The 23,038-nt window shown below is 55.4% G+C and carries 24 protein-coding genes; 17 read left to right on the forward strand and 7 right to left on the reverse strand.

Annotated features, from left to right (window positions below; translation table 11 throughout):
* Positions 1 to 55: 55 nt before the first annotated feature.
* Together GHO42_RS21600 and GHO42_RS21605 are read right to left on the reverse strand one after the other, a co-directional pair.
* Complete coding sequence (locus GHO42_RS21600; RefSeq protein ID WP_153328651.1) at positions 56 to 766, reverse strand: hypothetical protein; 711 nt, start codon at positions 764 to 766, stop codon at positions 56 to 58.
* Between the two features lie 399 nt (positions 767 to 1,165).
* Positions 1,166 to 2,728, reverse strand: a complete 1,563-nt coding sequence (locus GHO42_RS21605; RefSeq protein WP_095018923.1) for a sigma-54-dependent transcriptional regulator — start codon at positions 2,726 to 2,728, stop codon at positions 1,166 to 1,168.
* Positions 2,729 to 3,063: 335 nt separating this feature from the next.
* Between GHO42_RS21605 and phhA the strand changes: the two genes are divergently transcribed.
* The 6 genes from phhA (at position 3,064) to GHO42_RS21630 (ending at position 7,251) form a co-directional block, all read left to right on the forward strand.
* A complete protein-coding gene (gene phhA / locus GHO42_RS21610) occupies positions 3,064 to 3,855 on the forward strand; it encodes a phenylalanine 4-monooxygenase (protein ID WP_095002631.1) in 792 nt (263 codons plus the stop codon).
* A gap of 43 nt (positions 3,856 to 3,898) precedes the next feature.
* On the forward strand, positions 3,899 to 4,255 hold the full coding sequence (locus tag GHO42_RS21615) for a 4a-hydroxytetrahydrobiopterin dehydratase (protein WP_016781595.1): 357 nt from the start codon (positions 3,899 to 3,901) through the stop codon (positions 4,253 to 4,255).
* Positions 4,255 to 5,451, forward strand: coding sequence for an amino acid aminotransferase (locus GHO42_RS21620; protein WP_095018924.1), 1,197 nt, complete (start codon positions 4,255 to 4,257; stop codon positions 5,449 to 5,451). Before GHO42_RS21615 ends, GHO42_RS21620 begins: the two co-directional genes overlap by 1 nt.
* 187 nt (positions 5,452 to 5,638) lie before the next feature.
* On the forward strand, positions 5,639 to 5,770 hold the full coding sequence (locus GHO42_RS26230; protein WP_254925257.1) for a hypothetical protein: 132 nt from the start codon (positions 5,639 to 5,641) through the stop codon (positions 5,768 to 5,770).
* Between the two features lie 80 nt (positions 5,771 to 5,850).
* Positions 5,851 to 6,027 (forward strand): hypothetical protein, encoded by a 177-nt coding sequence (locus tag GHO42_RS21625; protein ID WP_095002633.1) that lies wholly within the window; start codon positions 5,851 to 5,853, stop codon positions 6,025 to 6,027.
* A gap of 36 nt (positions 6,028 to 6,063) precedes the next feature.
* Positions 6,064 to 7,251 (forward strand): MFS transporter, encoded by a 1,188-nt coding sequence (locus GHO42_RS21630; RefSeq protein WP_095002634.1) that lies wholly within the window; start codon positions 6,064 to 6,066, stop codon positions 7,249 to 7,251.
* A gap of 126 nt (positions 7,252 to 7,377) precedes the next feature.
* On the opposite strand, the gene arfB is transcribed toward GHO42_RS21630, so the two are convergent.
* Positions 7,378 to 7,791, reverse strand: coding sequence for an alternative ribosome rescue aminoacyl-tRNA hydrolase ArfB (arfB, locus tag GHO42_RS21635; protein ID WP_153328653.1), 414 nt, complete (start codon positions 7,789 to 7,791; stop codon positions 7,378 to 7,380).
* A gap of 139 nt (positions 7,792 to 7,930) precedes the next feature.
* Here arfB and GHO42_RS21640 point away from each other — a divergent pair, with 139 nt between their 5' ends.
* The 7 genes from GHO42_RS21640 to GHO42_RS21670 all read left to right on the forward strand — a co-directional run bounded on the left by GHO42_RS21640 (position 7,931) and on the right by GHO42_RS21670 (position 14,250).
* Complete coding sequence (locus tag GHO42_RS21640; RefSeq protein WP_153328655.1) at positions 7,931 to 9,352, forward strand: integrase; 1,422 nt, start codon at positions 7,931 to 7,933, stop codon at positions 9,350 to 9,352.
* Positions 9,353 to 9,835: 483 nt separating this feature from the next.
* Positions 9,836 to 10,051 carry an AlpA family transcriptional regulator gene (locus tag GHO42_RS21645; protein ID WP_153328657.1) on the forward strand — a complete coding sequence of 72 codons (216 nt, stop codon included), beginning with the start codon at positions 9,836 to 9,838 and terminating at the stop codon, positions 10,049 to 10,051.
* Positions 10,052 to 10,515: 464 nt separating this feature from the next.
* Positions 10,516 to 10,794: a hypothetical protein gene (locus GHO42_RS21655; protein WP_153328661.1), complete on the forward strand. Its 279-nt coding sequence runs from the start codon at positions 10,516 to 10,518 to the stop codon at positions 10,792 to 10,794.
* Positions 10,791 to 11,039, forward strand: coding sequence for a hypothetical protein (locus tag GHO42_RS21660; protein ID WP_153328663.1), 249 nt, complete (start codon positions 10,791 to 10,793; stop codon positions 11,037 to 11,039). The genes GHO42_RS21655 and GHO42_RS21660 overlap by 4 nt, the downstream gene beginning before the upstream one ends.
* A gap of 67 nt (positions 11,040 to 11,106) precedes the next feature.
* Positions 11,107 to 11,232: a hypothetical protein gene (locus tag GHO42_RS26235; RefSeq protein ID WP_256670655.1), complete on the forward strand. Its 126-nt coding sequence runs from the start codon at positions 11,107 to 11,109 to the stop codon at positions 11,230 to 11,232.
* 43 nt (positions 11,233 to 11,275) lie between these two features.
* Positions 11,276 to 12,469: a toprim domain-containing protein gene (locus tag GHO42_RS21665; RefSeq protein ID WP_256671122.1), complete on the forward strand. Its 1,194-nt coding sequence runs from the start codon at positions 11,276 to 11,278 to the stop codon at positions 12,467 to 12,469.
* Complete coding sequence (locus tag GHO42_RS21670; RefSeq protein ID WP_153328665.1) at positions 12,466 to 14,250, forward strand: DUF927 domain-containing protein; 1,785 nt, start codon at positions 12,466 to 12,468, stop codon at positions 14,248 to 14,250. Before GHO42_RS21665 ends, GHO42_RS21670 begins: the two co-directional genes overlap by 4 nt.
* 524 nt (positions 14,251 to 14,774) lie before the next feature.
* Here GHO42_RS21670 and GHO42_RS26240 read toward each other — a convergent pair.
* Together GHO42_RS26240 and GHO42_RS26505 are read right to left on the reverse strand one after the other, a co-directional pair.
* The gene (locus GHO42_RS26240) at positions 14,775 to 14,987 is read right to left on the reverse strand and encodes a hypothetical protein (protein WP_256670654.1); all 213 of its coding nucleotides are present in this window, start codon (positions 14,985 to 14,987) and stop codon (positions 14,775 to 14,777) included.
* Positions 14,984 to 15,238, reverse strand: a complete 255-nt coding sequence (locus GHO42_RS26505) for an ogr/Delta-like zinc finger family protein (RefSeq protein WP_178127008.1) — start codon at positions 15,236 to 15,238, stop codon at positions 14,984 to 14,986. The genes GHO42_RS26240 and GHO42_RS26505 overlap by 4 nt, the downstream gene beginning before the upstream one ends.
* A gap of 150 nt (positions 15,239 to 15,388) precedes the next feature.
* Here GHO42_RS26505 and GHO42_RS21680 point away from each other — a divergent pair, with 150 nt between their 5' ends.
* The 4 genes from GHO42_RS21680 to GHO42_RS21695 all read left to right on the forward strand — a co-directional run bounded on the left by GHO42_RS21680 (position 15,389) and on the right by GHO42_RS21695 (position 19,264).
* Complete coding sequence (locus GHO42_RS21680) at positions 15,389 to 16,396, forward strand: phage major capsid protein, P2 family (protein ID WP_153328669.1); 1,008 nt, start codon at positions 15,389 to 15,391, stop codon at positions 16,394 to 16,396.
* A gap of 49 nt (positions 16,397 to 16,445) precedes the next feature.
* On the forward strand, positions 16,446 to 17,171 hold the full coding sequence (locus GHO42_RS21685; RefSeq protein WP_153328672.1) for a hypothetical protein: 726 nt from the start codon (positions 16,446 to 16,448) through the stop codon (positions 17,169 to 17,171).
* A gap of 79 nt (positions 17,172 to 17,250) precedes the next feature.
* Positions 17,251 to 17,433, forward strand: a complete 183-nt coding sequence (locus GHO42_RS21690; protein WP_153328678.1) for an AlpA family transcriptional regulator — start codon at positions 17,251 to 17,253, stop codon at positions 17,431 to 17,433.
* A gap of 646 nt (positions 17,434 to 18,079) precedes the next feature.
* Positions 18,080 to 19,264 (forward strand): ATP-binding protein, encoded by a 1,185-nt coding sequence (locus GHO42_RS21695; protein WP_178127010.1) that lies wholly within the window; start codon positions 18,080 to 18,082, stop codon positions 19,262 to 19,264.
* A 62-nt stretch (positions 19,265 to 19,326) separates the two neighbouring features.
* Here GHO42_RS21695 and mobV read toward each other — a convergent pair whose 3' ends face one another.
* Positions 19,327 to 20,340, reverse strand: coding sequence for a MobV family relaxase (gene mobV / locus GHO42_RS21700; RefSeq protein WP_153328674.1), 1,014 nt, complete (start codon positions 20,338 to 20,340; stop codon positions 19,327 to 19,329).
* Positions 20,341 to 20,921: 581 nt separating this feature from the next.
* Positions 20,922 to 22,340 carry an amino acid permease gene (locus tag GHO42_RS21705; RefSeq protein WP_095002635.1) on the reverse strand — a complete coding sequence of 473 codons (1,419 nt, stop codon included), beginning with the start codon at positions 22,338 to 22,340 and terminating at the stop codon, positions 20,922 to 20,924.
* Between the last annotated feature and the right edge of the window lie 698 nt (positions 22,341 to 23,038).

The raw sequence follows: 23,038 nt of genomic DNA on the forward strand, positions 1-23,038 counted from the left end.
ATCAGCTGTCACCGGTAGAGTTTGAAAAGCGTTACGCAGCGAGCCTGGAGAGTGTCTAGGAAACCCGGGGCGATTCAGTTATTGCAATTGAGCCCGCCGCCACTCCCATTTCAGCTTTATCAGTTAATACTGGAAGCGTGAATGTGTTCGCTTTCTTGATAGCTTCCGTTTGCGCAGCAGCTACCAGGGCTATTTGTTCGGAAAGAAACTTCGCCATTTGATCCATTATCAAGGCTTGATAGTGAGCTTCATGAGACTTTATCCACAACTGGACCATGGCTCCGTAACCACCTTCACCGCGAGCGTAACTGGTGCTATACGCAGGATGGTAGGGTACGTCACGAGTAGTAGGTTCTGCACCGTTGTAAGCCAGCGATAATTTCTTTTCAACATCACGCCGAGCGATTGCCTGATTATAGAGGTTCTGTAGGATAGACTTAATTCGCGCAAAGCTATCAACTGGGTTTTTAGTCGGAGCCAACAACTCCGATTCCAAACGAGCTACTTCGTCAGTTACGGTTTTCGGTAAAGCCTGAAGGCTTTTCTCATATGCAGCCACAATGCGTTTTCTGGCGTTAGATTCATAACGATGTACCGACGTGAAAGCTTGGCGCTGTGCTGGATCTGGACCTGAAATATGTGCATAAGTGTAACCACTTAGCCAAGACCCCATTCCCATTCCACCACCACCGCCACCGCCACCGCCACCGCCACCGCCTGGATTCATAGGGCGACCACTTGTCACAACAATATTTTTCTCAGTCACAACGATATCCTTTTCATTCTGAGCTTTATCAATAACTCGGGTAGAAATTACCCATACCTAGCGCTATAAACTTCCCCGAAGCCATCAGTCCTACAAGGGCGTTTGGGTATCAGAGACAGCGGGACAAACACTCATAATACTGTGCATAGATACAGCTTTGATGCCAAGCCATTTTATGCACTTATGCATAAAATGGCTTGCGCAGTTGTGTAAGCACCCGTAAAAACGCCTGCGTTATGTCTCATGCGATTCACGACAAGGGGGCCGTCTAACCGCATTTCTACTCACTGTTCGCTGTCACTGCTCAGATATTTGCAGTGTCCACACCAATGTATTTATTGGTCCCTAATGAAGTAGCTTCCTTTCATGCTTTATGTGAGGGGCTTTTGGCGTTAGCCGTTAGTCCTTGCCCGGCTTAATAATGTCGTGCTCGCGCAGTTTGTTGGCGATGGTGGTATGGGACACCCCCAATCGCTTGCCCAGCAATCGGCTACTCGGGTGCTCGGAATACAGCTGTTCCAATACTGCCTTTTCGAACCGCCCGACAATCTGCTCCAGCCCGCCTTCCAGCGAGAACTCGCCCAGGGGCTGACGCACGCCGTAATCCGGCAGGCGGATATGCTCAGCCTTGACCACCCCGCCATCACACAGCGACACCGCCTGAAACAGCACGTTCTCCAACTGGCGCACGTTGCCCGGCCAGTGGTAGTGGCTCAAACGATCCATTGCCGCTGGCGCCAGGCGCGGCAGCGAGCAACCGATCTGGCGACTGGCCTGATCGAGGAAATGCTCCACCAGCGGTTCCAGCCCGTCCAGGCAATCGCGCAGCGGCGGAATATGCAGCGATAGCACGTTGAGCCGGTGATACAGATCCTGGCGAAACTCACCCCGAGCGCACAGCTCGGACAGGTCGACCTGGGTGGCGCACATCACCCGCACATCCAGATACACCTCTTCATCACTGCCAACCCGACGAAAGCAACCATCCTGCAAGAAGCGCAGCAATTTGACCTGCAAGCGCGGGCTCATTTCACCCACGCCATCGAGAAACAACGTACCTCCTGCTGTCAGCTCCAGCAGGCCGAGCTTGCCTTCCGCCCGCGCCCCTTCAAAGGCACCGGGGCCGTAGCCGAACAGTTCGGTTTCAGCCATCGACTCAGGTAAGCCGGCGCAGTTCAGCGCCATCAATGGCGACTGGCCACGAGGGCTGGCCAGATGGCAGGCCCGGGCCAGCAGTTCCTTGCCGGTGCCGGTTTCACCTTCTATTAATAGCGGTGCATCCAGCGGTGCCATTCGCCGCGCTTCGCGCACCACCGCGGCCATGACTTTCGAGCTTTGGAAAATACTGTCGAAGCCGCGCAGCTCCTGCTTGCGCACATTGTAGATTTGCTCGCCCACACGGTCGGCGCGATGCAGGGTCAGCACGGCCCCGGCCATCGCCTCGCTTTCGTCGTGTTCCAGTTGCAGCGGGGCGATATCGGCCAGGTACACCAGGCCCTTGATCTTGACCCGCAAGCCATTGATCCGCGACTTGTTGGCCCGCACCAGTTCGGGCAGGTCGAAGTCTTCGGCGTAGCGTGACAGGGAAATCCCCGGCACTTCATCCACCCGCACCCCGAGCAACTGTGCCGCCGCGCGGTTGGCCGCAACAATGCAACCGCCCATATCGATAGACAGCACCGGAAATTCCAGCGCCCCGAGCAAGGCGTTAAGCTCCATATGCCGGCGCTCGCTGGGCATCAAGCCCACACGCTTGACGCCAAACACCCCGGGGATGGTTTCAAACTTCGGACGCAAGGCCTGAAATTGCAGATTAATCAGATTGGGGCAGTACAGATAAATCGCATTGCCCTGATCACCCCCGACCTCGCCGCGCTTGACGTTGATGCCGTAGGCCACCAGCAGGTTGAGAATGTCGCGAAGGATGCCAATCCGGTTTTGGCAGTGGACTTTGATACGCATGGGCAGGGCTCGGGAATAACTAACAATGGATGTCCTATGTGGGAGCGAGCCTGCTCGCGAAGGCTCAAAGAGCGCCATTCGCGAGCAGGCTCGCTCCCACAGGGAGGTTTTCCGGCTTCAGAGGCATTTCATCGTCACGATTTTGTGACAGTTGTGCTGTCGCACAATCAAGAATGACAGCCTGCCCCTCACATCGTAACGAATACTTTACGAATAAGCGCCATCATCCCAGCATTACTGGCTTTAGGCTAGCTGCACATGGCAATCACTTGAGGTATCACTAAGGCATCGCAACAACACCGAATAATAAAAACGATTTCCTTGCGGAGAGCCCCATGAAGCAAACGAAATACGTCGCCCGTGAGCCTGATGCTAATGGCTTTATCGACTACACACCTGCCGAGCACGGGGTGTGGAACACGCTGATTACCCGTCAGCTGAAACTGCTGGAAGGCCGCGCCTGCCCCGAGTACATGCAAGGCATCGAAAAGCTGGGCCTGCCCCACGACCGCATCCCGCAACTCGACGAGATCAATCAGGTACTGGGCGCTACCACAGGCTGGCAAGTTGCCCGGGTACCCGCACTGATCCCCTTCCAGACCTTCTTCGAGTTGCTGGCCAACAAGCAGTTTCCAGTGGCCACCTTTATTCGTACTCCCGAAGAACTCGATTACCTGCAAGAGCCGGATATTTTCCATGAGATTTTCGGCCACTGCCCGCTGCTGACCAACCCGTGGTTCGCCGAATTCACCCACACCTACGGCAAGCTGGGCCTGCAGGCGAGCAAAGAACAACGGGTGTATCTGGCACGTCTGTACTGGATGACCATCGAGTTCGGCCTGGTCGACACGCCGGAAGGCAAACGCATTTACGGTGGCGGGATTCTGTCGTCGCCCAAAGAAACGGTTTACAGCCTGTCTTCAGAACCGGAACATCAGGCTTTCGATCCGCTGGAAGCCATGCGTACGCCGTATCGCATCGATATTTTGCAGCCGCTGTATTTTGTCCTGCCGGACTTGAAGCGACTGTTTGACCTGGCCCATGAAGACATCATGGGTATGGTCGAAAAAGGCATGACAATGGGCCTGCACGCGCCGAAGTTCACGCCCAAGCCGAAAGCGGCTTAACCCTTTTTTAGTCATCTATAAAAACTGATTTCAGGAATCCACCATGAACGCACTGAACCAAGCCCACTGCGAAGCCTGCCGCGCCGATGCCCCACAGGTCAGCGACGAAGAACTGCCGATCCTGATCAAACAGATCCCGGACTGGAACATCGAAGTTCGCGACGGCATCATGCAGCTGGAAAAGGTCTTTCTGTTCAAGAACTTCAAATTCGCCCTGGCCTTTACCAATGCCGTGGGTGAAATCGCCGAAGCCGAAGGCCATCACCCGGGCCTGCTGACCGAATGGGGCTCGGTCACCGTGACCTGGTGGAGCCACTCGATCAAGGGCCTGCACCGCAACGACTTCATCATGGCCGCACGCACTGATGAAGTCGCCAAAACTGCCGAAGGTCGCAAGTAATGCACTTTGCCGATATTGGTCGGGTACCGGGCGACCCGATTCTCGGTTTGATGGACGCCTATCAACAGGATACCAATCCGGACAAGTTCGACCTGGGCGTGGGCGTCTATAAAGACGCCAATGGCCTGACGCCGATCCTGCAATCGGTAAAGTTGGCCGAGCAGCGCCTGGTCGATCAGCAACAGACCAAAACCTATATCGGCGGTCATGGTGACAGCCGATTCGGGCAACTGATCAGCGAACTGGTGCTAGGCGAAGACTCACCCCTGCTGGCCAGCAAGCGTGCTGCAGCGACCCAGACCCCGGGCGGTACCGGGGCCTTGCGCCTGAGCGCCGATTTTATCGCGCAATGCTTGCCGGGCCGTGGCATCTGGCTGAGCGATCCAACCTGGCCGATCCACGAAACCATCTTTGCCGCAGCCGGGCTGAAGATCAGTCACTACCCTTACGTGGGCAGCGACAACAAGCTCAATGTCGCGGCCATGCTCGAAGCCCTGGAACACGCGCCAAAAGGCGATGTGGTGCTGCTGCACGCCTGCTGCCACAACCCGACCGGCTTTGACCTGTCCCAGGCGGACTGGCTGCAGGTGCTGGACGTGGTCCGTCGTCGTGAATTGCTGCCTTTGATCGATTTTGCCTACCAGGGTTTTGGCGACGGAATACAGGAAGACGCCTGGTCGACCCGCCTGTTCACCCGTGAACTGCCGGAAGTGCTGATCACCAGCTCGTGCTCGAAGAACTTCGGCCTGTACCGCGAACGCGTCGGTGCATTGATTGTGTGTGCCAATGACGCCGAAAAGCTGACCGACATCCGCAGCCAGTTGGCCTATATTGCGCGAAACTTGTGGTCCAACCCGCCGGATCACGGCGCGTCGGTGGTGGCGACCATCCTCGGCGATGCCCAGCTGAAAAGCGTGTGGATCGCAGAAGTGGAAGCCATGCGCAGCCGTATCGCGCAATTGCGTAGCGGTTTGGTGGAAGCCCTGATCCCGTTCGGGCTGGCGGAGCACTTTGCCCATATTAATGAGCAACGCGGGATGTTTTCGTACACTGGCCTGACCCAAGAGCAAGTCCAGCTGTTGCGCGAGAAACACAGCGTGTACATGGTTGGTTCGGGGCGCGCCAATATGGCCGGGGTCGACGGCACGCGCCTGAGCCTGCTGGCCAAGGCGATTGCGCAGGTGTGTACACACTAGCCCCCCCACCTGTAGCAGCTGCCGAAGGAACGAGGCAGCTGCTACAGGGCTCTGCCTTTTGCAGCGACAGCTGCAATATGAAAAGTTCGATACAAATCCCCCCAGACGCAATAAAAAGACAAATTGTCACACTCCCTCCTGTATCCTTAGCAAGCTACTTAAAACACACCTTACGAGGAGCGCGACGATGCACGAGATCCCAAACCTCCCCTTCCCAAGCCTGCACGAAACCGAGCAGCCAACCCCGCAACACACCAGTGGCGAAAACCCCGCACTGGACGAGGCTTCTGAAAGCCTGCAGGCCGAAAGCGAAGACTGACGGCGCACAATCAGACGGTGCGAAAAGCATTCAGTTTTTCACACCGTCTGACACAATCGCCCCTTATTGCGGAATCAAGCGTGACTGACACCTTCAGCGATACCCAGGCCAGCGTTCTGATCGGCACCGCCGAGAAAATGATCGACCTCTGGGAGCGCCTCAGCCCCGAAAAACAAGCTCTCCTGCTCAAACGGTTCGGCACCCAGGAAAATGCACTGGCCGCTTTAATCGCGACGCAACTGGTTACACCACTATAATCTGCACCAACCCGCTCCCCGCAGGACCCCTACCCCATGCCTGAAACACAGCGCCCCATGGCAATCACGCTGCAAGTGGTTTCCATCGTCCTGTTTACCTTTATCGGCTATTTGAACATTGGCATTCCGCTGGCCGTACTGCCGGGTTACGTGCATAACCATCTCGGTTACGGCACGGTGATCGCCGGGCTGGTGATCAGCGTGCAATATTTGGCTACGCTGCTGAGCCGGCCTTACGCCAGCCGCTACATCGATACCCGGGGCAGCAAGCGCGCCGTGATGGTTGGCCTGGCCGGCTGCGGCCTGAGTGGCGTGTTTATGCTGGTGTCCAGCTGGCTGACGAGCATGCCGGCCTGGAGCCTGGCCAGCCTGTTGATCGGCAGGCTGGTGCTGGGCAGCGCGGAAAGCCTGGTGGGCTCCGGCTCCATCGGCTGGGGCATAGGCCGGGTCGGCGCGCAGAACACGGCCAAGGTGATTTCCTGGAATGGCATCGCCAGCTACGGCGCCATTGCCATTGGCGCACCTCTGGGCGTGGTCATGGTCGGCCACCTGGGCATGTGGAGCCTGGGCGTAAGCATTATTGCCCTGGGAGCGCTGGGCGTACTGCTGGCCTGGCCAAAACTGGCGGCCCCCATTGTCAGCGGCGTGCGCCTGCCGTTTCTGCATGTACTGGGACGCGTGTTGCCCCACGGCACCGGGCTGGCCCTGGGCTCGATCGGCTTTGGCACCATCGCCACCTTTATCACCTTGTATTACGCGACCAACCACTGGGAAAACGCAGCGCTGTGCCTGAGCCTGTTTGGCGCCAGCTTTATCAGTGCGCGTTTGCTGTTTGGCAACCTGATCAACCGTATCGGCGGTTTTCGAGTGGCGATTGCCTGCCTGAGCGTCGAGACGCTGGGCCTGCTGTTGCTGTGGCTGGCACCCAACCCGGAGTTGGCCCTGGCGGGCGCGGCCTTGAGCGGCTTTGGCTTTTCGCTGGTGTTCCCGGCGCTGGGGGTTGAGGCGGTCAACCTGGTGCCGGCCTCCAGCCGGGGGGCTGCGGTGGGTGCGTATTCGCTGTTTATCGACCTGTCGCTGGGCATCACCGGGCCGCTAGTGGGTGCCGTGGCGGCAGGGTTCGGCTTTGCTTCGATCTTTCTGTTTGCGGCGCTGGCGGCGCTTGGCGGGTTGATGCTGAGTGTTTATCTGTATCGTCAGGCGCAGAACGCAAGAGCGTCCTAGCTCGCGCTCAGGGTGATTAAACCTGTGGGAGCGGGCTTGCCCGCGATGCAGACGGAGTGGTGTGCCAGGTCAAGCACGGTGATGCCATCGCGGGCAAGCCCGCTCCCACAGGACTGCTGCTGCCCTCTAGAAATCCACCTTGCCCCGCCCCGCCTTGATGTTGCCGCGCTTGGTCTTGGATTCCAGCCGACGTTTTTTTGAGCCCAGGGTCGGCTTGGTCGGGCGGCGCTTTTTCTCCACCTTGGTGGCGCTGACGATCAACTCCGCCAGACGCTCCAGCGCATCAGCCCGATTCTGCTCCTGGGTGCGGTATTGCTGGGCTTTGATAATCAGCACGCCATCACTGGTGATGCGGCTGTCACGCAGCGCCAGCAGCCGCTCCTTGTAAAAATCCGGCAACGACGAATTGGGAATATCAAAGCGCAGGTGCATGGCGCTCGAAACCTTGTTGACGTTCTGCCCGCCCGCACCCTGGGCGCGAATGGCCGTCAGTTCGATCTCGGCATCAGGGATATGCACGTTGTTGGAAACCCTCAGCATTTGTGTTCCATAGCGGTTCCTAAAGACTGTTAAAAACCATAAAAGCCTTGATTAATAGGCAGTTAGGCTGCTTTCTAGTATCCCAGCGTTTCATACGATAACGCACATTTTCAAGCGAAACGGGAAAGAAGCGGGAAAAATGGCCAAGCGAATTCGACTCACAGAAATGGAAGCCTATAACGTCAAGGGTAAGATATCCGAGCCGATAGGAACCCGCGGCAAAGGAACCTTGGTGCTCGAACGCAAAACGGCTGGGTTCATCACCGGCTACTACCGCGAGCGCACCAATGCCGGTGACAAACGCATAGCCCTGGGCACCCTGACCAAGAAACCCCGCACTGGCACCAATGAAATGGATCTAGACGCCATGCGCCTGGCAGCGTTGCGCCTCGCTACTGCGTCAATCGCTGCCGGGGGACTGGAGCAGTACCAGGAACAACAATCGGCACTACAGGCTACCGCAGCGGCAGAGTTGGCACAGACGGATGCACAACTCGCCCTAGAGGCGAGGCGCGGCACCTTTGGCGAACTATTGGACAGCTACGTATCCCACCTGGAAAAGTCAGGAAAGGTGAGCCACAGGGCCGTAGCGAACCAGTTCAAGTCTCATATCAGGGATTACCATCCCGAACTCACCCAGCGTCTCGCTGCATTGATTGAGCCCGAGGATATCCAGTTCATTTTATCCGGCGTACTGGGACGCAAGCCCAAGGGCCGTGGGGTCGGCAACCATGCTGCAGGCGGCGCATCAAACGACATGCGCTCGATCTGCAACAACCTCCGTCTATCACTGCAAGCAGCCTTCAGCCACGCTGTCAAAGCGCATCTATCCCCGGAACGTATGGCCCACAGCGGTAAAGTGTTTGCCATTCAGGCCAACCCTGTTCGGGATGTGCCATCCGTTCAGGGCGCAAGGCGCGCCAATACGGAATCGTTAACGCCCGCCGAGATGGGTGAGTTGCTGCGCTACCTGGATAAATTACCCGAACCCAAAAGGGCCATCACCAATGCCCTGATCTATTTTGGCGGACAGCGAATGACCCAGCTTTGCGCTGTACCGTGGGATGCGGTCACAGACGACACCATCTGCCTACTGGATGGCAAAGGCCGCAAAGAACAGGCTTGGGAGCACCTGCTGCCCATTACAGCGCGAACCGGCGAGATCCTGGCTCCGCTGTTGGAATGCCGCATGGGCGCTGGCCCTTTCGCCTTTTCGGATGGATCAACCGCAAGTACCTCCACCATCATCAAAGCCTTCAGCGAGGCAGGCCAGACACTCGCGACAGCGGGAAAAACTCGGCTCTTCACCTATCGCAATGTCCGCGTTACAGCAGAAACCCTCATGGCGCACCAGGGCATTAGTTCAGAGGTACGCGCTTGGCTCTTGTCTCATGGCCGCAGTGGTGTGCAGGCCAAACATTACGACCGTTACAGCTACCTGCCAGAGAAACGAGCCGCCCTGGAGCAGTGGGGGCGCTATCTGGATGGCCTGGCAAAAGGCGATTCAGCGAGCAATGTTGTGTTGCTTTCGCGTCGCCTGAAAAAATCCGACGAACGGTAGTTTTTTTTCAGTCTTCAGATGATGAACACCAGTGAGACTCAGTGAGCACCAGTGACACTCTATGAGACAAAAAAAACGTGGAAAATCATGCGTTTGCGGAAAATTCATAGAAGCTGCCTGGCTTGTGTAAGTCGAGAATCTATCGCTAACATGCGACCACTGGCTGAACATAACGAACTGCTGTGAAACACCCGAAAGTAGCGGGAATCGGCTGCAAAAAATTCGTTAATGTCGGTGAATTGCAGGCAAGAAAAAGCCCCGGTATTTGACGTACCGAGGCCTATTGGAAGAGGACGTTACAGCGTCCTCCTGCACACCGGGCAAGCCAGTACACGATCCGAGAGGTGAAGCTGAGATAGAGATTTCGACGCGGGTTGTTGGCCCGCCCGGAACTGTATTGCGAGTGGTTGGACGATGCAACATCCAACCATGGACACCGACGCTGACTTCTCGGTTTTTCCGTAGTGCTTAGAGAAATCGACAATGACACCTTCCACTGACAACGCCACTGTTCCGAACGTTCCTCGCGCTGGCATTCGAGCCACCACAGGTCAACTCTGCACCCTCTATCAGATCAGCCGCACCACCTGGTGGCGCTGGACAAAAATCGAAAATTTCCCAACGCCTATTCGCGCTGGCCGCGTGCTGCGCTGGGATGCTAATGCCGTGGACACCTTCCTCACCAATTGGAAGGGTTGAACCATGCCGATTCACACCGCGACCCAACCAAGGGTTGCAAAGTCGTTCGTGCGCCGCTATCGTTCGTCTGTCGCTGCCAATTCAGCGAACGGGTTTCGCAGCCCGACCAGTAGACGGCGCAACAGCGCCCCCATCACGATTGCAGGCGCTTTTTTTGTGCCTCCCGTTCTGTGTTATGGCGGCTGTGCGTGGGACACCTTCGGGTGTGCCGGATTCCGTTTACTCCGGTCTGCGAACCCGCGTACAGCTGCCACCCTTCGTTTCGCAGCGATTAGTGGCAGCTCCCATGAAGTAAACGGAGCACCACCCATGACAGCCCTCATTCCGTCCGCAATCCGCGCACTCGCTCACCGTCGTATGGCCTTGAGCGCCCTCCGCGCAAACTCCTCTCTCTCTGTTCGTCTCAAACGCTACAACGCTCACATGGACATTGTCCGCAGCCTGGAAGCTCAAGGCGGTGTTCAATGAACAAGCCATCAATCATCACCGCTATCGCCGTCGAATCCATCAATGAGCTGGAGACTGCCGCCAATTACATGGACTGGCTCGATTCATTGACCTGGGCAATCAAGCGAACGCTTGTCGATGGGAATGACCATCACGCCGAACGCTTGGCAGATGTCGCCCAGTATTTGGCTGGCGACTATCGCGAAACGCTCATTTCCAACGCTAAACGCCTGAACGAACGCTTCGACGCTCACCAGGACAACGCCTTCACCCTGAAAGTTGGGGGTGTCCAATGAACCGCCCTTACAGCCTTTCCGAAGACGATTATTACAAGCTGGAATCGGTGCGGGACTCTATCAGCCTGGTTCAATCACTGGCCTGTGAAACAAACGCATCGGTAAGTATCTCCCCCCTGCTCTACGCGTCATTTTTTGAAATGGTGCGAGAGGATCTGTGCGTGGTACTTGATTCAGCCAAAGAATCATGGCCCCCGAACCCTGAGCTATTACGAAAAATTCAAGCAGCCCAAAAACGGGCGTAAACACGCCATTTCTAAGCGTGGCAGGCACTGGCCTGTGACCTTCTCCCATATATACGGGAAGTAAGTGATGAACACTTTTCAAGAACGCAGCAATGCGTTGACGGGATCGGCTTGCCTGAAAAAAGCCATTGATGGGCAGTACCAGGACAAAACGAATGTCCAGGCGGCTATGGCGCGTGGAGGTGTGCAATGAGCACGAAAAGGCCCGCTAAGCCCCGTCCTCCGCCTGAGCCTGTATGGGCGACGGCCAAGCAGCTGTGGACTCGATATCAAATCAGCCGCTCCACCTGGTGGCGCTGGACGAAAGCACCAACGTTCCCCGCCCCTGTTCGCCATGGACATACGGTGCGCTGGGAAGCTCACGCCGTACATCGCTATTTGACCCGCCAAAAAGCCAAGAAGGCAGGAAAAAAATCATGATGAAGCTCAGTCCCGTTGATCTGATCCGACACACAGCACAGCACGCCCTGAGCGCAGCGGAAACGCTGCTACCTGAATGGTTTCCCAGTGGATCGCGCAAAGGCCGCGAGTGGGTGGCTGCCAACATTGCTCGTGGGGATCGGCAAGCCGGTTCCTTCGGCATTTCGCTCGACTCGGGCCGGTGGAATGACTTTGCCGATAGTAGTGCCCATGGAGGCGATCTGGTGTCGCTGCTGGCCTACCTGCGCGGATGTGGGCAGATGGACGCAGCAAAGGAAATTGATGAGCGCCTGCGCCTGGGTTTGTTCAATCTCACGGCTGCCGATGCTCAGAAGCTCCAGGAACGCAGCCGACAGGCCGAAGATGAGCGCACGTCATGGCGCTTGCGCACACAGCAGCTCCAAGAGGAACAAAATCTTGATGCTGCCCGTCATGCTTCGCACCTCTGGAAAAAGGGGAAGCCTGCCTATCCACTGCACGCCTACCTGCTAGCCAAAGGCGTACAGCCGTATCTGTTGCGTCAGTCGGGACAGGGCCGTCTGTTGGTTCCGCTCTGTGATGACGGGCGCCTGGTCAATCTGCAAATCATCACGCCGGACGGCGGCAAACGCTTTTTGAAGGGTGGCCGTGTCCAGGGCTGCTATTCGCCCCTGGGCAAGTTCTCAGAAGGCTGCCGCCTGTATGTCTGCGAAGGCTGGGCGACTGGCGCAACCCTGCACAAAAACACCGGGAGTCCGGTGGTCTGCGCAATGAACGCGGGCAACCTCAAGCCAGTGGCCATGGCAATGCGTGAGCGCTACGGCGCAACGCTGGATCTGGTCATCGCTGGTGATGACGACCGCAAGACGTTTGACAACCCTGGGAAACGCGCTGCCAACCAAGCAGCCCGTGCTGCCGATGCTCGTGTGATTTTCCCCGAATGGCCCGCTGACGCCCCGTCCGATCTATCCGATTTTAACGACCTGTACCTCTGGCTTACAGGTCAATCAAAAGAGAGCCGCAAGGTATGAGCACTCACGAAAAAACGTCCACCCTGAGCCTGGTTGGCGATCCAGTCATGCCGGCACCTGAAAAGCTGGAGCGGCCACGTTATGCGGTCTACGAGCACACCTGCACTGTCGAAGGGAAAACTTATATTGCCGGCACCTGGCACCACGGCTTGAAGCAAGGCGGGCCAGAGGAAAAGGCTATTCCGGTAGATCAGCGGATCTGCGCGCCTTTAATCGTTGAAGCTGAAACGGTTAACTCGGAAGACGGAAGCGTTGGGCTTCTCGTTTCTTTCAGCTATCACGAAAAGCGTATCGAGTCGGTTATTCCTATGGAGGCAATCTATGGGGGGCCTGATGAGGTTCTGAAGGGGTTATCACGCCAAGGCCTGAAAATCGAGCACTCTAAACGACGCCAGGTCGTACCGTACCTGGCAAGCCATCAATCGCCTGGCCGGAGAATCGAAACAACCACCAAGCCGGGCTGGCATGCATCAGGGGCGTTTGTGCTGCCCACTCGCGTCATCGGCGGCGACAACGTGCGTTTCCAAGACTCTGGCAGGGCGGCCAACATATTCAACTGCAAGGGCTCTATCAGCGGCTGGCAAACTGAGATTGCCCCCCGCTGTCTGGGCAACCCTGTGCTGATCCTGTCGGTCTGCTGCGCCTTGGCAGGGCCTCTGCTCGCCAAGGTGGGGGTTAATGGCGGTGGCGTTCACTTAGTGGGCGATTCGTCGAGCGGTAAATCGCTGGCACAGCTCTTGGCGGCGTCGATCTGGGGCAACCCTGGCAACTTTGCGGCCTCTTGGGACGTGTCGAAAGGCGGGGTCGAGATTGAGGCCGCTTCGCGCAACGACACCGTATTGATCCTGGACGAAATCAAACGAGCCGACCCTAAGCGCGTCCAGGAAATGGCCTACGCGATTGCTAACGGCACAGGTAAAGGCACCATGACACGTGAGCGGGAAGGACGTGCCAAGTTGACCTGGCGTGTACTAGCGCTTTCCAGCGGCGAGCGCTCATTGTCAGATCATGCTGCCATCGGGGGCAGCAACGCACACGCCGGTGCTGAACTACGCATGGTCGATGTGAATGCCGGTACTCGCGCACACCGCGCCTTCGATGATGTTCAAGGACTGACTGGGCAAGAGTTTCACCGGACGCTTAACGATGCTGTGTCTCAGAACTACGGCCATGTTGGCCCAGCATTTGTGGAGTCTCTGATTAAAGAGCCAGAGGATCTGCATAGCGCGTTTCGACAGGTTCGGGAGGCCTTTGGCACCGAGAGTTCACAGGCTGGTCGGGTAGCTGATCGTTTCGCGATTATGGCTCTGGCTGGTGAGTCAGCTATCCGTCGCAATCTGCTGAACTGGCCCAAAGGTACTGCCGCCAATGCCTGCCGACTCCTGTTTAACGAATGGCTTTCAACAATGGGAGACGGTAGCGCAGAGGATCGCCAAATACTGCGTGGTATCGCCAACTTCATTGACTTGCACGGCGACAGTCGTTTTTCCGATTTCCGTCACTCTGGCACCACTGCTGTGCATAACCGAGCCGGTTACTACGAAGTTGATTGCGAGACGCGCCTGTACCTATTCAACAAACCAGGTCTGGCAGAAGCCGCTATCGGTTTCAATCTAGAAAGGATTGTTCGTGCGCTCCAGGGCGCGGACGCGCTCGCTAAGGTGGACACTGAGAAAGGCCAGAAACGCGCTAACAAAAGTTACTTCATGCCAGGAGGAGGAAAGTCGCGTTTTTATGTGATTGATCCAGTGAAACTCGATCAGGAAGGTGCAGGCCAATGAGGCAATTTTGCTCGCCAGGCGGTCGCTCTCAATTGTCGTAGTGAACCGCTTCCCTTGAAAACAAAGAACGAGGGCGCGCACAGCTGTCAAGCTTTAATACCGGGGCAGTCGCTGGAATCAGTGTTTTCTCAAGGGAATGAAGGGAATAAGGGAATTAGCGCCTGAACCCCAGTAAATACGGGGCCTGCGACATTCCCTTAATAGAATAGATAAAAGGGATAAGGGAATACATCTCTGTTTAATAAGGGCTTTCCTCTCTCAAAAATTCCCTTGAAAAAAAGGCAGGGAATGAAGATGTGCTCTGCAAGCCCCGGTTTATAAGGGCTATCCCTTAAACCCTTGCATCCCTTCACTTTTCGAAATCAGACGCGGTAAAGGGGGGTGACGGGGGTTTTTGTTGACAGCGTATCGATAGATTGATCTATAAAAAAAATAGCGAGCCCGGTGGTGGGGGCTCAGGCACGACAAAACCAGTGACCACCCCCTCCTTGGCGAGCAGCTTTTGAGGCGGTGTCCGACCGGTATTACAGAATGTCTGCCCCATACCGATCATCAATGTCCGGCTTGATACCGCCCGCACGATTAATAAGATCGATAGTTGTCCAGGGGCCGGAGCGACCACGGAATATGAGCACCCCCTGCTCGGTCAATGAGCGCTCAACATCGGAGCGTCTTTGATATCCAGTAACGCGCTGAAGATCCTGAAAGTTCAAAACCCCTGTTACGACCCCTGTCATATCAACATATCCAACTGCTCAAGTAGCTGAAGCTGCTGAGCGCTAGAAAGATCACGGAATCGTTCAACAAGACAGTCATCTAACTTTTTAGCAGAAGGCTTGACAGTATGAGAGAACTCCAAGTCCATTACAAACTTATGACCGCACTCAAAACTCAAGCACATACAGTATAACTTCTTGAGCAAAGATGACACCTCATCAACCTTGGATATCAATGCTTTGCCTTCGCAACAACGACAAATAACTCTCACCAAACCACCTCCCAACCTTGCAATATAGAAGGCTATATTGTGTTAATATTAACCTGCAAACACAACACATAATAACCCCCCTACACAGCAACCCAAGCATGGAGCTAGCCACCTGCGTGGGGAGCTTAAAACTAAACTTAGGAAATAATCATGAGCCACAATAAGGGCCCTATCAAGTATGCAGAATTACAAAAGGCTTTTGCCAAGACTTACAAAGCAAGCGAAGGATCTAATTATTTCACCATTGAACCCAGTGCAGCCCAATCAATCAATGAAATGATCACAGCAAAGTCTGACTTCCTAGAGCGCATCAACATCGTTCCGGTTAGTCAGATCATTGGCGAGAAAGTTATGCTTGGGGTAACCGGCCCTGTTACTGGCCGGACGAACATCAATATTGCAGATCGCGAACCAAAAGATTTTTCTAATCTAGAAAACAACACTTATGAACTCTTCCCCACAGAATCGGATGTTGGCCTGCCGTGGGTCAAAATTGATGCCTGGGCCAAGTTCCCTGACTTTCACAAGCGTTATTCCGCTGCAGTCCAAAAGCAAATTGCCTTAGATCGCATGATGATTGGGTTCCGTGGCACTCATTGCGCGGCACAGACCGATATTGAAGCCTTCCCGATGCTCGAAGATGTCAATAAAGGGTGGCTGCAACAGGCCCGTGAGAAAGTACCAGGCCAGGTGCTCAGCCAAGGCTTAGAGGCTGGAAAAATTCGCCTGGGTGAAGGCGGCGACTATGCCAACCTGGACTCCCTCGTATATGACGTAAAGCGAGCGATTGACGACAACTTACGCGATGATAGCGATCTGATCGCGATCATCGGCTCTGACCTGCTGGCTCACGACAAAGCAGTGCTGTATGCCAAGCAAGCGGGCACACCTACAGAGAAAGAGCGCATCGAAAGTGCTCAGGTCGTGAGCACCTATGGTGGCGTACCGAGTTTCAGCGTGCCGTTCTTCCCGGCGAACGCGGTACTGGTCACCAGCTGGGACAATCTGTCGATCTACTTCCAAGACACCAGCTGGCGTGTGCTCATGCAGGAAAACCCGAAGCGCAACCGCGTCGAGGATTACAACAGCCGGAACGAAGGCTATGTAGTTGAGCAGTTTGCGAAGCTCGCCATGGCCGAGAACGTAGAGTTGGTGTAGCAAACTGCGCACCAGGGCGCAGCAACTTAACTTACCAAGGAATAACGATATGCAACTAACCACCATTGTTCGAGAAAATATGAGCCCTGAACTAAAGGATCGCCTAGCTGGCTTCGAGATCAACAGAGACGTTTACATTACTCTGCAAAAGCAATACACCGAAGTAGTTCAAGAAAGCCAACGCCTAACGCAGGAGGCCACAAGACTTGAAACTCAGGCCAGTCTCACAGACGCATCTTGGAATGCTATGGGCAAATCAGGCACCATCGAGCAAAGTAAAATCAACGAAGAAATTGAACGTAGTGCTCAGCTAAGGAAGGACGCTCAGGCGCTACGCTTTACCGCCGATGCGCGAATACCCATTCAAAAGAATCTGGTTATTAAAGTAGCAGAAGCACGCTTGAAGCTGGTAGGCGTTCCAGGTTCAATTAACAAAGAACTGCAACAGACCTTGTTGAGTCAAGCGTTAAAGCAGGAAGGAACACGTGAAATTCTGTTGGAGCTGTTCACCTTATCCCACGCCGTAGCGCTCAAGAGTCTTGGCGAGCATGATGTGGCACTCTCTCGCTGCAACAGCCAGTACGAACGGCAAGAGAAAATTAAAGAAATCACTTGGATTACGCTCGGGAAAAAACTTGAGAAGCTATTTAATGGGGCCGAGAAAGACATACTGGTACCCACATTGGTAACTATGCCTCCTGCCGTACCGAAAGAAGCAGTAGTCGATAACACTGCTGCCCTTCTGAAACTTAAGCGTACAACGGCTGCGTCCTGAGATTCAGCAGCCCATCAGTTTAGGAGTCTCGCATAGGCTCAGATCATAGGAGCCCAACGTGAGTAAGCTGGATCGTTTTATGCGGGAAAGGGACGTACTGGAAGCCACCTCCCTTTCTCGAACCACCCTCTGGCGAGTGATGAAAAACGGACAGTTCCCAAGACCTGTCCGCATCTCACCTGGGCGTGTCGGATGGCGCGAGTCAGCAATTATTGCCTGGCAGGAAAACCCTGCTGAGTGGTGCCCAGTCAAGGCCGTGTAAGCGGCCTCCCCCTTCGATCTGTAACCCCACCCGCAAGACTTTGCCGGTTCCGGCGACTCTCAAAAAAACTGCTTTCAGACCCGCCGCCGAACGGGCAAAAGCTGTGTTTTCGATTGCACCACCGCAAGCGCTCGCACGAAGAAAAATGCAATCGGCGAAATCCTGCCAAATTGGCTGAAAGCCCTGTCCCATATGGCGCGCAAGCTTTTAATCTGCTACGACTCCATCACGAGCGCAACCCCAAAAAACAAGCCGTTTACTTTGAGAAAACTCCGCCGCACCCCTACTGCCATTGGGCTTGGTCACTTGAAACACCGTCAGAAATGGAGCGCTGCCTGTGCAATGTTTTTGCATTTCTTTGCAAAACTTTGCACAAAATGAAAAGGGCGATTGCCCGGGAAGCCCCGCAGCCAGCCTGGGCTAGAGCCCTGATTGCACTACCATGAGATTTGCACAAAAAAATCACACAGAGCGCGTCGGCGGGAGGGGGATAAGTGCTTTTTCAGGAGATTTTATTTTCGCCAACGGTTTTTTTCGTAGCGCCACCCATCCTTCTCATCGGGAATGTGGATGGGGCTATAGATACTTATTTGCAGTTATAGTCATATTAGCCTATAACTATTAATAAGTTCATAGGAGTACAACCGTGGATAAGAATATCAACCCATTCAATCCTGGAGCCGGAGTGTCGCCGCCAGAGCTAGCTGGGCGCTCCGAGGTGCTAGGGACTGCTTTAACTGCCCTAACGCGCATCCAGCGTGGAAAGCACGCGAAATCCTTGATGGTTTTAGGGTTGCGTGGTGTCGGGAAGACGGTGCTGTTGAATCAAATTAAAGACCGCGCAATCACGATGGGCTATTTGGCCGAAATGCAGGAAGCCCATGATGGAGGTGAGCTTAAACAACTGCTGATTCCGGTATTGCGTCGCTTACTACTACGCTTAGACCGCCTGCAAAACACTGTAGAAAGCGTGAAAAAAGGTATCCGCGTACTTCGTAGTTTCATTGGCAATATCACCATTGCAGCGGGTGGTGCCGAAGTTACGTTAGGCGTCGACCCTGAAATTGGCTATGCGGATAGCGGAAACCTTGAAGATGATTTGAGAGACATATTAATCGCAACAGGAGAGGCTGCCAGAGACGCGAAAACACCTGTGGCAATTCTGATCGACGAATTGCAATACCTCTCCAAAGATGAGTTGGGGGCTCTGATTCGTGGCCTTCACGCGATTAACCAAGCTGGCTTGCCTCTAGTCCTTTTTGGCGCCGGCCTTCCTCAGTTGGCTGGACAAGCCGGCGATGCCAAAAGCTACGCCGAGCGGTTATTTGAGTTTCCCCGTTTAGGCGCGCTGTTAGAAGTCGATGCTTGGAAGGCGATCCGCGACCCAGTGGAGGAAGAAGGCGCAACCATTTCCGAAGAAGCGCTAAAGGAGATCTACGACAAGACTCACGGCTACCCATATTTTCTTCAGGAGTGGGGTTATACCGTTTGGAATATAGCTGAAGGCGAAACCATTACTGAGTTGGATGCTCGTACCGCCACCATTGAAAGTATTCGCAAACTCGATGAGTCATTTTTCAGGGTTCGCTTTGACCGGACGACACCTGCTGAGCGCGATTACATGCGCTGCCTAGCGGAGTTGGGTGAAGGGCCGCAACGTTCTGCAGATGTAGCCTCTGCTCTGGGTCGACCTGCTACCAGCCTAGGCCCGGTACGGGATAGTTTGATCAAGAAAGGAATGATCTACAGCCCGGAATATGCGCAAATCGCATTCACAGTACCTCTCTTTGACGAATTTATGAGGCGAATGACTGCAGCACCACCCCGATAGCAATCGGCAGCACCTGACGCATCCGCTAGTGGGTGGGTTTGCATGATCGGCAGAGGGTGCGTTCAGCCAAGCGTGGATTCCTGATCGTGGCGAGCCTTTCGCGCCTGGGCTTTGTCATTGGCCAGACTCACTTCAAGCATTTTTAGACGATGCTCCAAGGCGGACTTTTCAGCGGCGAGCACCACCACCTTCTGCTCCGCCTCACTGACCTGGCTCACCAAGCCATCAATGCACCTGGTGCGCCGATCCAGATCTACGTCTCTGCTGCGCAACTGGTGCTCCCGCCGCTCTATTCCTCGCTGCCGATCTTCCACCAGGGACGCTGCTTTTTTCACAGCACGCGCCCGGTAGAGCACCGCCTGTTTTGAACGTGCGTGGCGAGCTGCGCCCTGGGCATTGGCGCTGGCCACGGTTTCGGCTCGCTGCCAGGCTTCCGTCTTCACGCCGACAACCGCCGCAGCATAGTCGCGCGCCTTCAGCACCGGCGCTTGGCCTGCTGCTGCCATGGTCGAGTAGAACGCCGATACCGCCTCATGCTTCGCCTTGGAGCCCTCCACGCCTCGCTCCAGACCACGCAGCGCCCCAACCTCGGCATGGAAGCTGGTCTGCATAGCTCTGAGCTTCTCAGGCCCGCCGAGGAAGTCACGGCACGACAGCCGCATGTCTGCCGTCATGGGTACAACGTAAACGACCATATGCGGCGTTGATTCATCCAGATGGATGGTCGCACTGAGGACGTTCGCTGCACCGTGGCGCGTCTTCAGCCACTTCAACGCATTGGCAAAGTAACCGTCGCCCATATCATCCAAACGCCCGCCGTGACGCTTGAAAGCTTCAGGGGACGCGGTGACCAGGTACTCAATCGCAAGCACCGCATCCTTACGCCTTTTCGTCGGCAAAGTGCGCACCAAGGCAGCGAGCACCTGGTCTGATCCTTTGGCACCCACCGTTCGGTTTCGCCCGGTGAGTGCGGGATCTGCATTCGGGGTGGGCTGCATCCTGAACGTGTGCTGTGCCGACCTCGACACCGCTCCCATGGTCTTGAGTTTCTTCGCCCTGATGATCGCGTAAGCCATAGCGCTTCTCCGTCGCTTTTTAACTGCCTATCAGTCAGTTAAGCGCCTGGAGCATCACCCAATGCAACCCCCCAGTTGAAGCGGTTGAGGGGGCAGCAATGTGTAACCCACTACACATCGCTGCGCGATGGTGGGCCTGCTGCGCAGGGGGTGAATCAACAGCAGCAAACATCAGTACCTGTAGTAATCGCCGCGATATGTTGAGCCCGTCGCTACGTGAAATCTGAGCGACAACCCTGGCTCAGCCCCTGCACTTTTCGCTGTCCGGCACGCCAAACAACAGGCGCCCAATCACCGCAGCCGAAACGTGCGGATCGAGGCGGCTTGGGTCGTGCTGGAATGGGGTGCGGAACAGAAACGGGATAGAAACGGGAAAAAAACAACCATCAGCCAGGGAACCTACCCACTAAAAAACCCTTGAAACCACCTAAACACAAGGACTTTAAGGGGATTCCTTAAAACAGGAATAAGTGATTGGAAATCACCAGCATCAAAAAAGGGTCCTTGTTCAGAGCATCAAGGATACCCCACAAACAACAAACCCGGCGCAATGGCCGGGTTTGCAGGGTTAAACACAGCGTTTATTTGGCAGAGCTGTAAGCCGCTGCCTGCGCCTGTACCGCGCGCTTGTTCTTGATCACGAAGCACAGCCACATAAAGGCCACCCACACCGGAATCGCGTACACCGACACGCGAATCCCCGGGATCAACAGCATGATCACCAGGATGAACGCTACAAACGCCAGGCAGATGTAGTTGCCGTACGGATACCACAGCGCCTTGAACAGCGGGACTTGGGCGGTCTTGTCCATATGCTGGCGGAACTTGAAGTGCGAGTAGCTGATCATCGCCCAGTTGATCACCAGGGTCGCCACTACCAGGGACATCAGCAGTTCCAGCGCATCATGGGGCATCAGGTAGTTGAGCAGTACTGCAATGACCGTCACCGCCGCCGAGGCCAGGATCGAGTTGACCGGCACGCCGCGCTTGTCGATTTTGGCCAGCACTTTCGGCGCATCGCCCTGCTGCGCCATACCCAGCAACATGCGGCTGTTGCAGTAGGTGCCGCTGTTGTACACCGACAACGCTGCGGTCAAGACCACGAAGTTGAGGATGTGCGCAGCGGTGTTGCTGCCCAGCATCGAGAACACTTGCACGAACGGGCTGCTGCTGTAGCTGTCGCCACCGGCATTCAGGGTTTCAAGCAGCGAGTCCCACGGAGTCAGCGACAGCAGAACTACCAGGGCACCGATATAGAAAATCAGGATGCGGTAGATCACCTGGTTGATCGCTTTCGGGATCACGGTGCGTGGTTTGTCGGCTTCAGCTGCGGTGAAACCGAGCATTTCCAGGCCGCCGAAGGAAAACATGATAAAGGCCATGGCCATGATCAGGCCGGTCGTCCCGTTCGGGAAGAAACCACCGTGTTCCCACAGGTTGCTGACCGAAGCCTGAGGACCGCCACTGCCGCTGACCAGCAGGTAGCTGCCCAGGGCGATCATGCCGACAATTGCCACGACCTTGATGATCGCGAACCAGAACTCAGCCTCGCCAAACACTTTGACGTTGGTCAGGTTGATCAGGTTGATCAGCACGAAGAAGGCCGCTGCCGAGGCCCAGGTGGGGATCTCCGGCCACCAGTAGTGCACATATTTGCCGACGGCGGTCAGCTCCGACATGCCCACCAGGATGTACAGCACCCAGCAGTTCCAGCCCGACATAAAACCGGCGAAACCGCCCCAGTATTTATGGGCAAAGTGGCTGAAAGAACCGGCAACCGGTTCTTCGACGATCATTTCACCGAGCTGGCGCATGATCATGAACGCGATAAAGCCGCAGATCGCATAGCCCAGAATCATCGATGGACCGGCCGACTTCAGCACCCCGGCCGAACCGAGAAACAGGCCAGTACCAATCGCGCCACCGAGGGCTATCAGCTGGATATGACGATTTTTCAGGCCGCGTTTAAGCTCGCCCGAATGCGAGGTATTTCCACTCATTGCAAAGGTCCCACACAAGGTTTGATGTGATTCAGTGCGTTGTAACTTGAGCACCAGAGGCAGTGATCGAAGGGTCTACAACACAAATCAAACCCCAGCGCAGGCGCCAGGAATCCAAGGTTGTTTCACGAGTCATGCGTCACCTGTTTGTTTTTATCTGTGACGGAATCGAACCCGCAACGCTTGTGGCATTGCGGAATTATCAAGGCGGATAGCCTTGAGGTTTTGGCCGTTCGGTGTAACGCCGAGCGGCGCAAAATGCGCGGGTACGCAATTGAGTCACAGTTAAAACGCGGCGCATTGTACACCCGCACGAAGGCAAGATCCCATCACACAGCCGATTGCAATACGAAACAAGCCGCAATTTATGTAGGAACTGTCCTAATTCTGTAAATCTCGGAAGGTTTTCATTACAAAGGGATGATTTCAGCGGTTTAGGGTCGGTAAGTGGCTGAATTCGTATAGGTTTATTGACATGGTGTAACGATTATTTGCCACGCGAATTACGACCCGTAGCAGCTGCCGAAGGAACGAGGCTGCGTTCGGTTGCACAGCAACCGTAAATCCTGAATACCGTATTGGCCTGGCACACCACAGCGCCTGTTTTTACGACGACTGCGTCGCCGCACGCAGCCTCGTTCCCTGGCAGCTGCTACGCAACCATCAGCATTTCGCAGACATAAAAAAACGCCAACCCC

Source organism: Pseudomonas sp. FSL R10-0056, from assembly GCF_009600105.1.
In the GTDB taxonomy this organism is placed as follows: domain Bacteria; phylum Pseudomonadota; class Gammaproteobacteria; order Pseudomonadales; family Pseudomonadaceae; genus Aquipseudomonas; species Aquipseudomonas bubulae.

What these genes read in the sequence shown, in the direction of transcription:
- GHO42_RS21605 (WP_095018923.1), bottom strand. Translation starts at nt 2,728, where the DNA reads ATGCGTATCAAAGTCCACTGCCAAAACCGGATTGGCATCCTTCGCGAC.
- phhA (WP_095002631.1), top strand. Translation starts at nt 3,064, where the DNA reads ATGAAGCAAACGAAATACGTCGCCCGTGAGCCTGATGCTAATGGCTTT.
- GHO42_RS21615 (WP_016781595.1), top strand. Translation starts at nt 3,899, where the DNA reads ATGAACGCACTGAACCAAGCCCACTGCGAAGCCTGCCGCGCCGATGCC.
- GHO42_RS21620 (WP_095018924.1), top strand. Translation starts at nt 4,255, where the DNA reads ATGCACTTTGCCGATATTGGTCGGGTACCGGGCGACCCGATTCTCGGT.
- GHO42_RS26230 (WP_254925257.1), top strand. Translation starts at nt 5,639, where the DNA reads ATGCACGAGATCCCAAACCTCCCCTTCCCAAGCCTGCACGAAACCGAG.
- GHO42_RS21630 (WP_095002634.1), top strand. Translation starts at nt 6,064, where the DNA reads ATGCCTGAAACACAGCGCCCCATGGCAATCACGCTGCAAGTGGTTTCC.
- arfB (WP_153328653.1), bottom strand. Translation starts at nt 7,791, where the DNA reads ATGCTGAGGGTTTCCAACAACGTGCATATCCCTGATGCCGAGATCGAA.
- GHO42_RS21640 (WP_153328655.1), top strand. Translation starts at nt 7,931, where the DNA reads ATGGCCAAGCGAATTCGACTCACAGAAATGGAAGCCTATAACGTCAAG.
- GHO42_RS21645 (WP_153328657.1), top strand. Translation starts at nt 9,836, where the DNA reads ATGACACCTTCCACTGACAACGCCACTGTTCCGAACGTTCCTCGCGCT.
- GHO42_RS21655 (WP_153328661.1), top strand. Translation starts at nt 10,516, where the DNA reads ATGAACAAGCCATCAATCATCACCGCTATCGCCGTCGAATCCATCAAT.
- GHO42_RS21660 (WP_153328663.1), top strand. Translation starts at nt 10,791, where the DNA reads ATGAACCGCCCTTACAGCCTTTCCGAAGACGATTATTACAAGCTGGAA.
- GHO42_RS26235 (WP_256670655.1), top strand. Translation starts at nt 11,107, where the DNA reads ATGAACACTTTTCAAGAACGCAGCAATGCGTTGACGGGATCGGCTTGC.
- GHO42_RS21665 (WP_256671122.1), top strand. Translation starts at nt 11,276, where the DNA reads ATGGGCGACGGCCAAGCAGCTGTGGACTCGATATCAAATCAGCCGCTC.
- GHO42_RS21670 (WP_153328665.1), top strand. Translation starts at nt 12,466, where the DNA reads ATGAGCACTCACGAAAAAACGTCCACCCTGAGCCTGGTTGGCGATCCA.
- GHO42_RS26240 (WP_256670654.1), bottom strand. Translation starts at nt 14,987, where the DNA reads ATGACAGGGGTCGTAACAGGGGTTTTGAACTTTCAGGATCTTCAGCGC.
- GHO42_RS21680 (WP_153328669.1), top strand. Translation starts at nt 15,389, where the DNA reads ATGAGCCACAATAAGGGCCCTATCAAGTATGCAGAATTACAAAAGGCT.
- GHO42_RS21685 (WP_153328672.1), top strand. Translation starts at nt 16,446, where the DNA reads ATGCAACTAACCACCATTGTTCGAGAAAATATGAGCCCTGAACTAAAG.
- GHO42_RS21690 (WP_153328678.1), top strand. Translation starts at nt 17,251, where the DNA reads ATGCGGGAAAGGGACGTACTGGAAGCCACCTCCCTTTCTCGAACCACC.
- mobV (WP_153328674.1), bottom strand. Translation starts at nt 20,340, where the DNA reads ATGGCTTACGCGATCATCAGGGCGAAGAAACTCAAGACCATGGGAGCG.
- GHO42_RS21705 (WP_095002635.1), bottom strand. Translation starts at nt 22,340, where the DNA reads ATGAGTGGAAATACCTCGCATTCGGGCGAGCTTAAACGCGGCCTGAAA.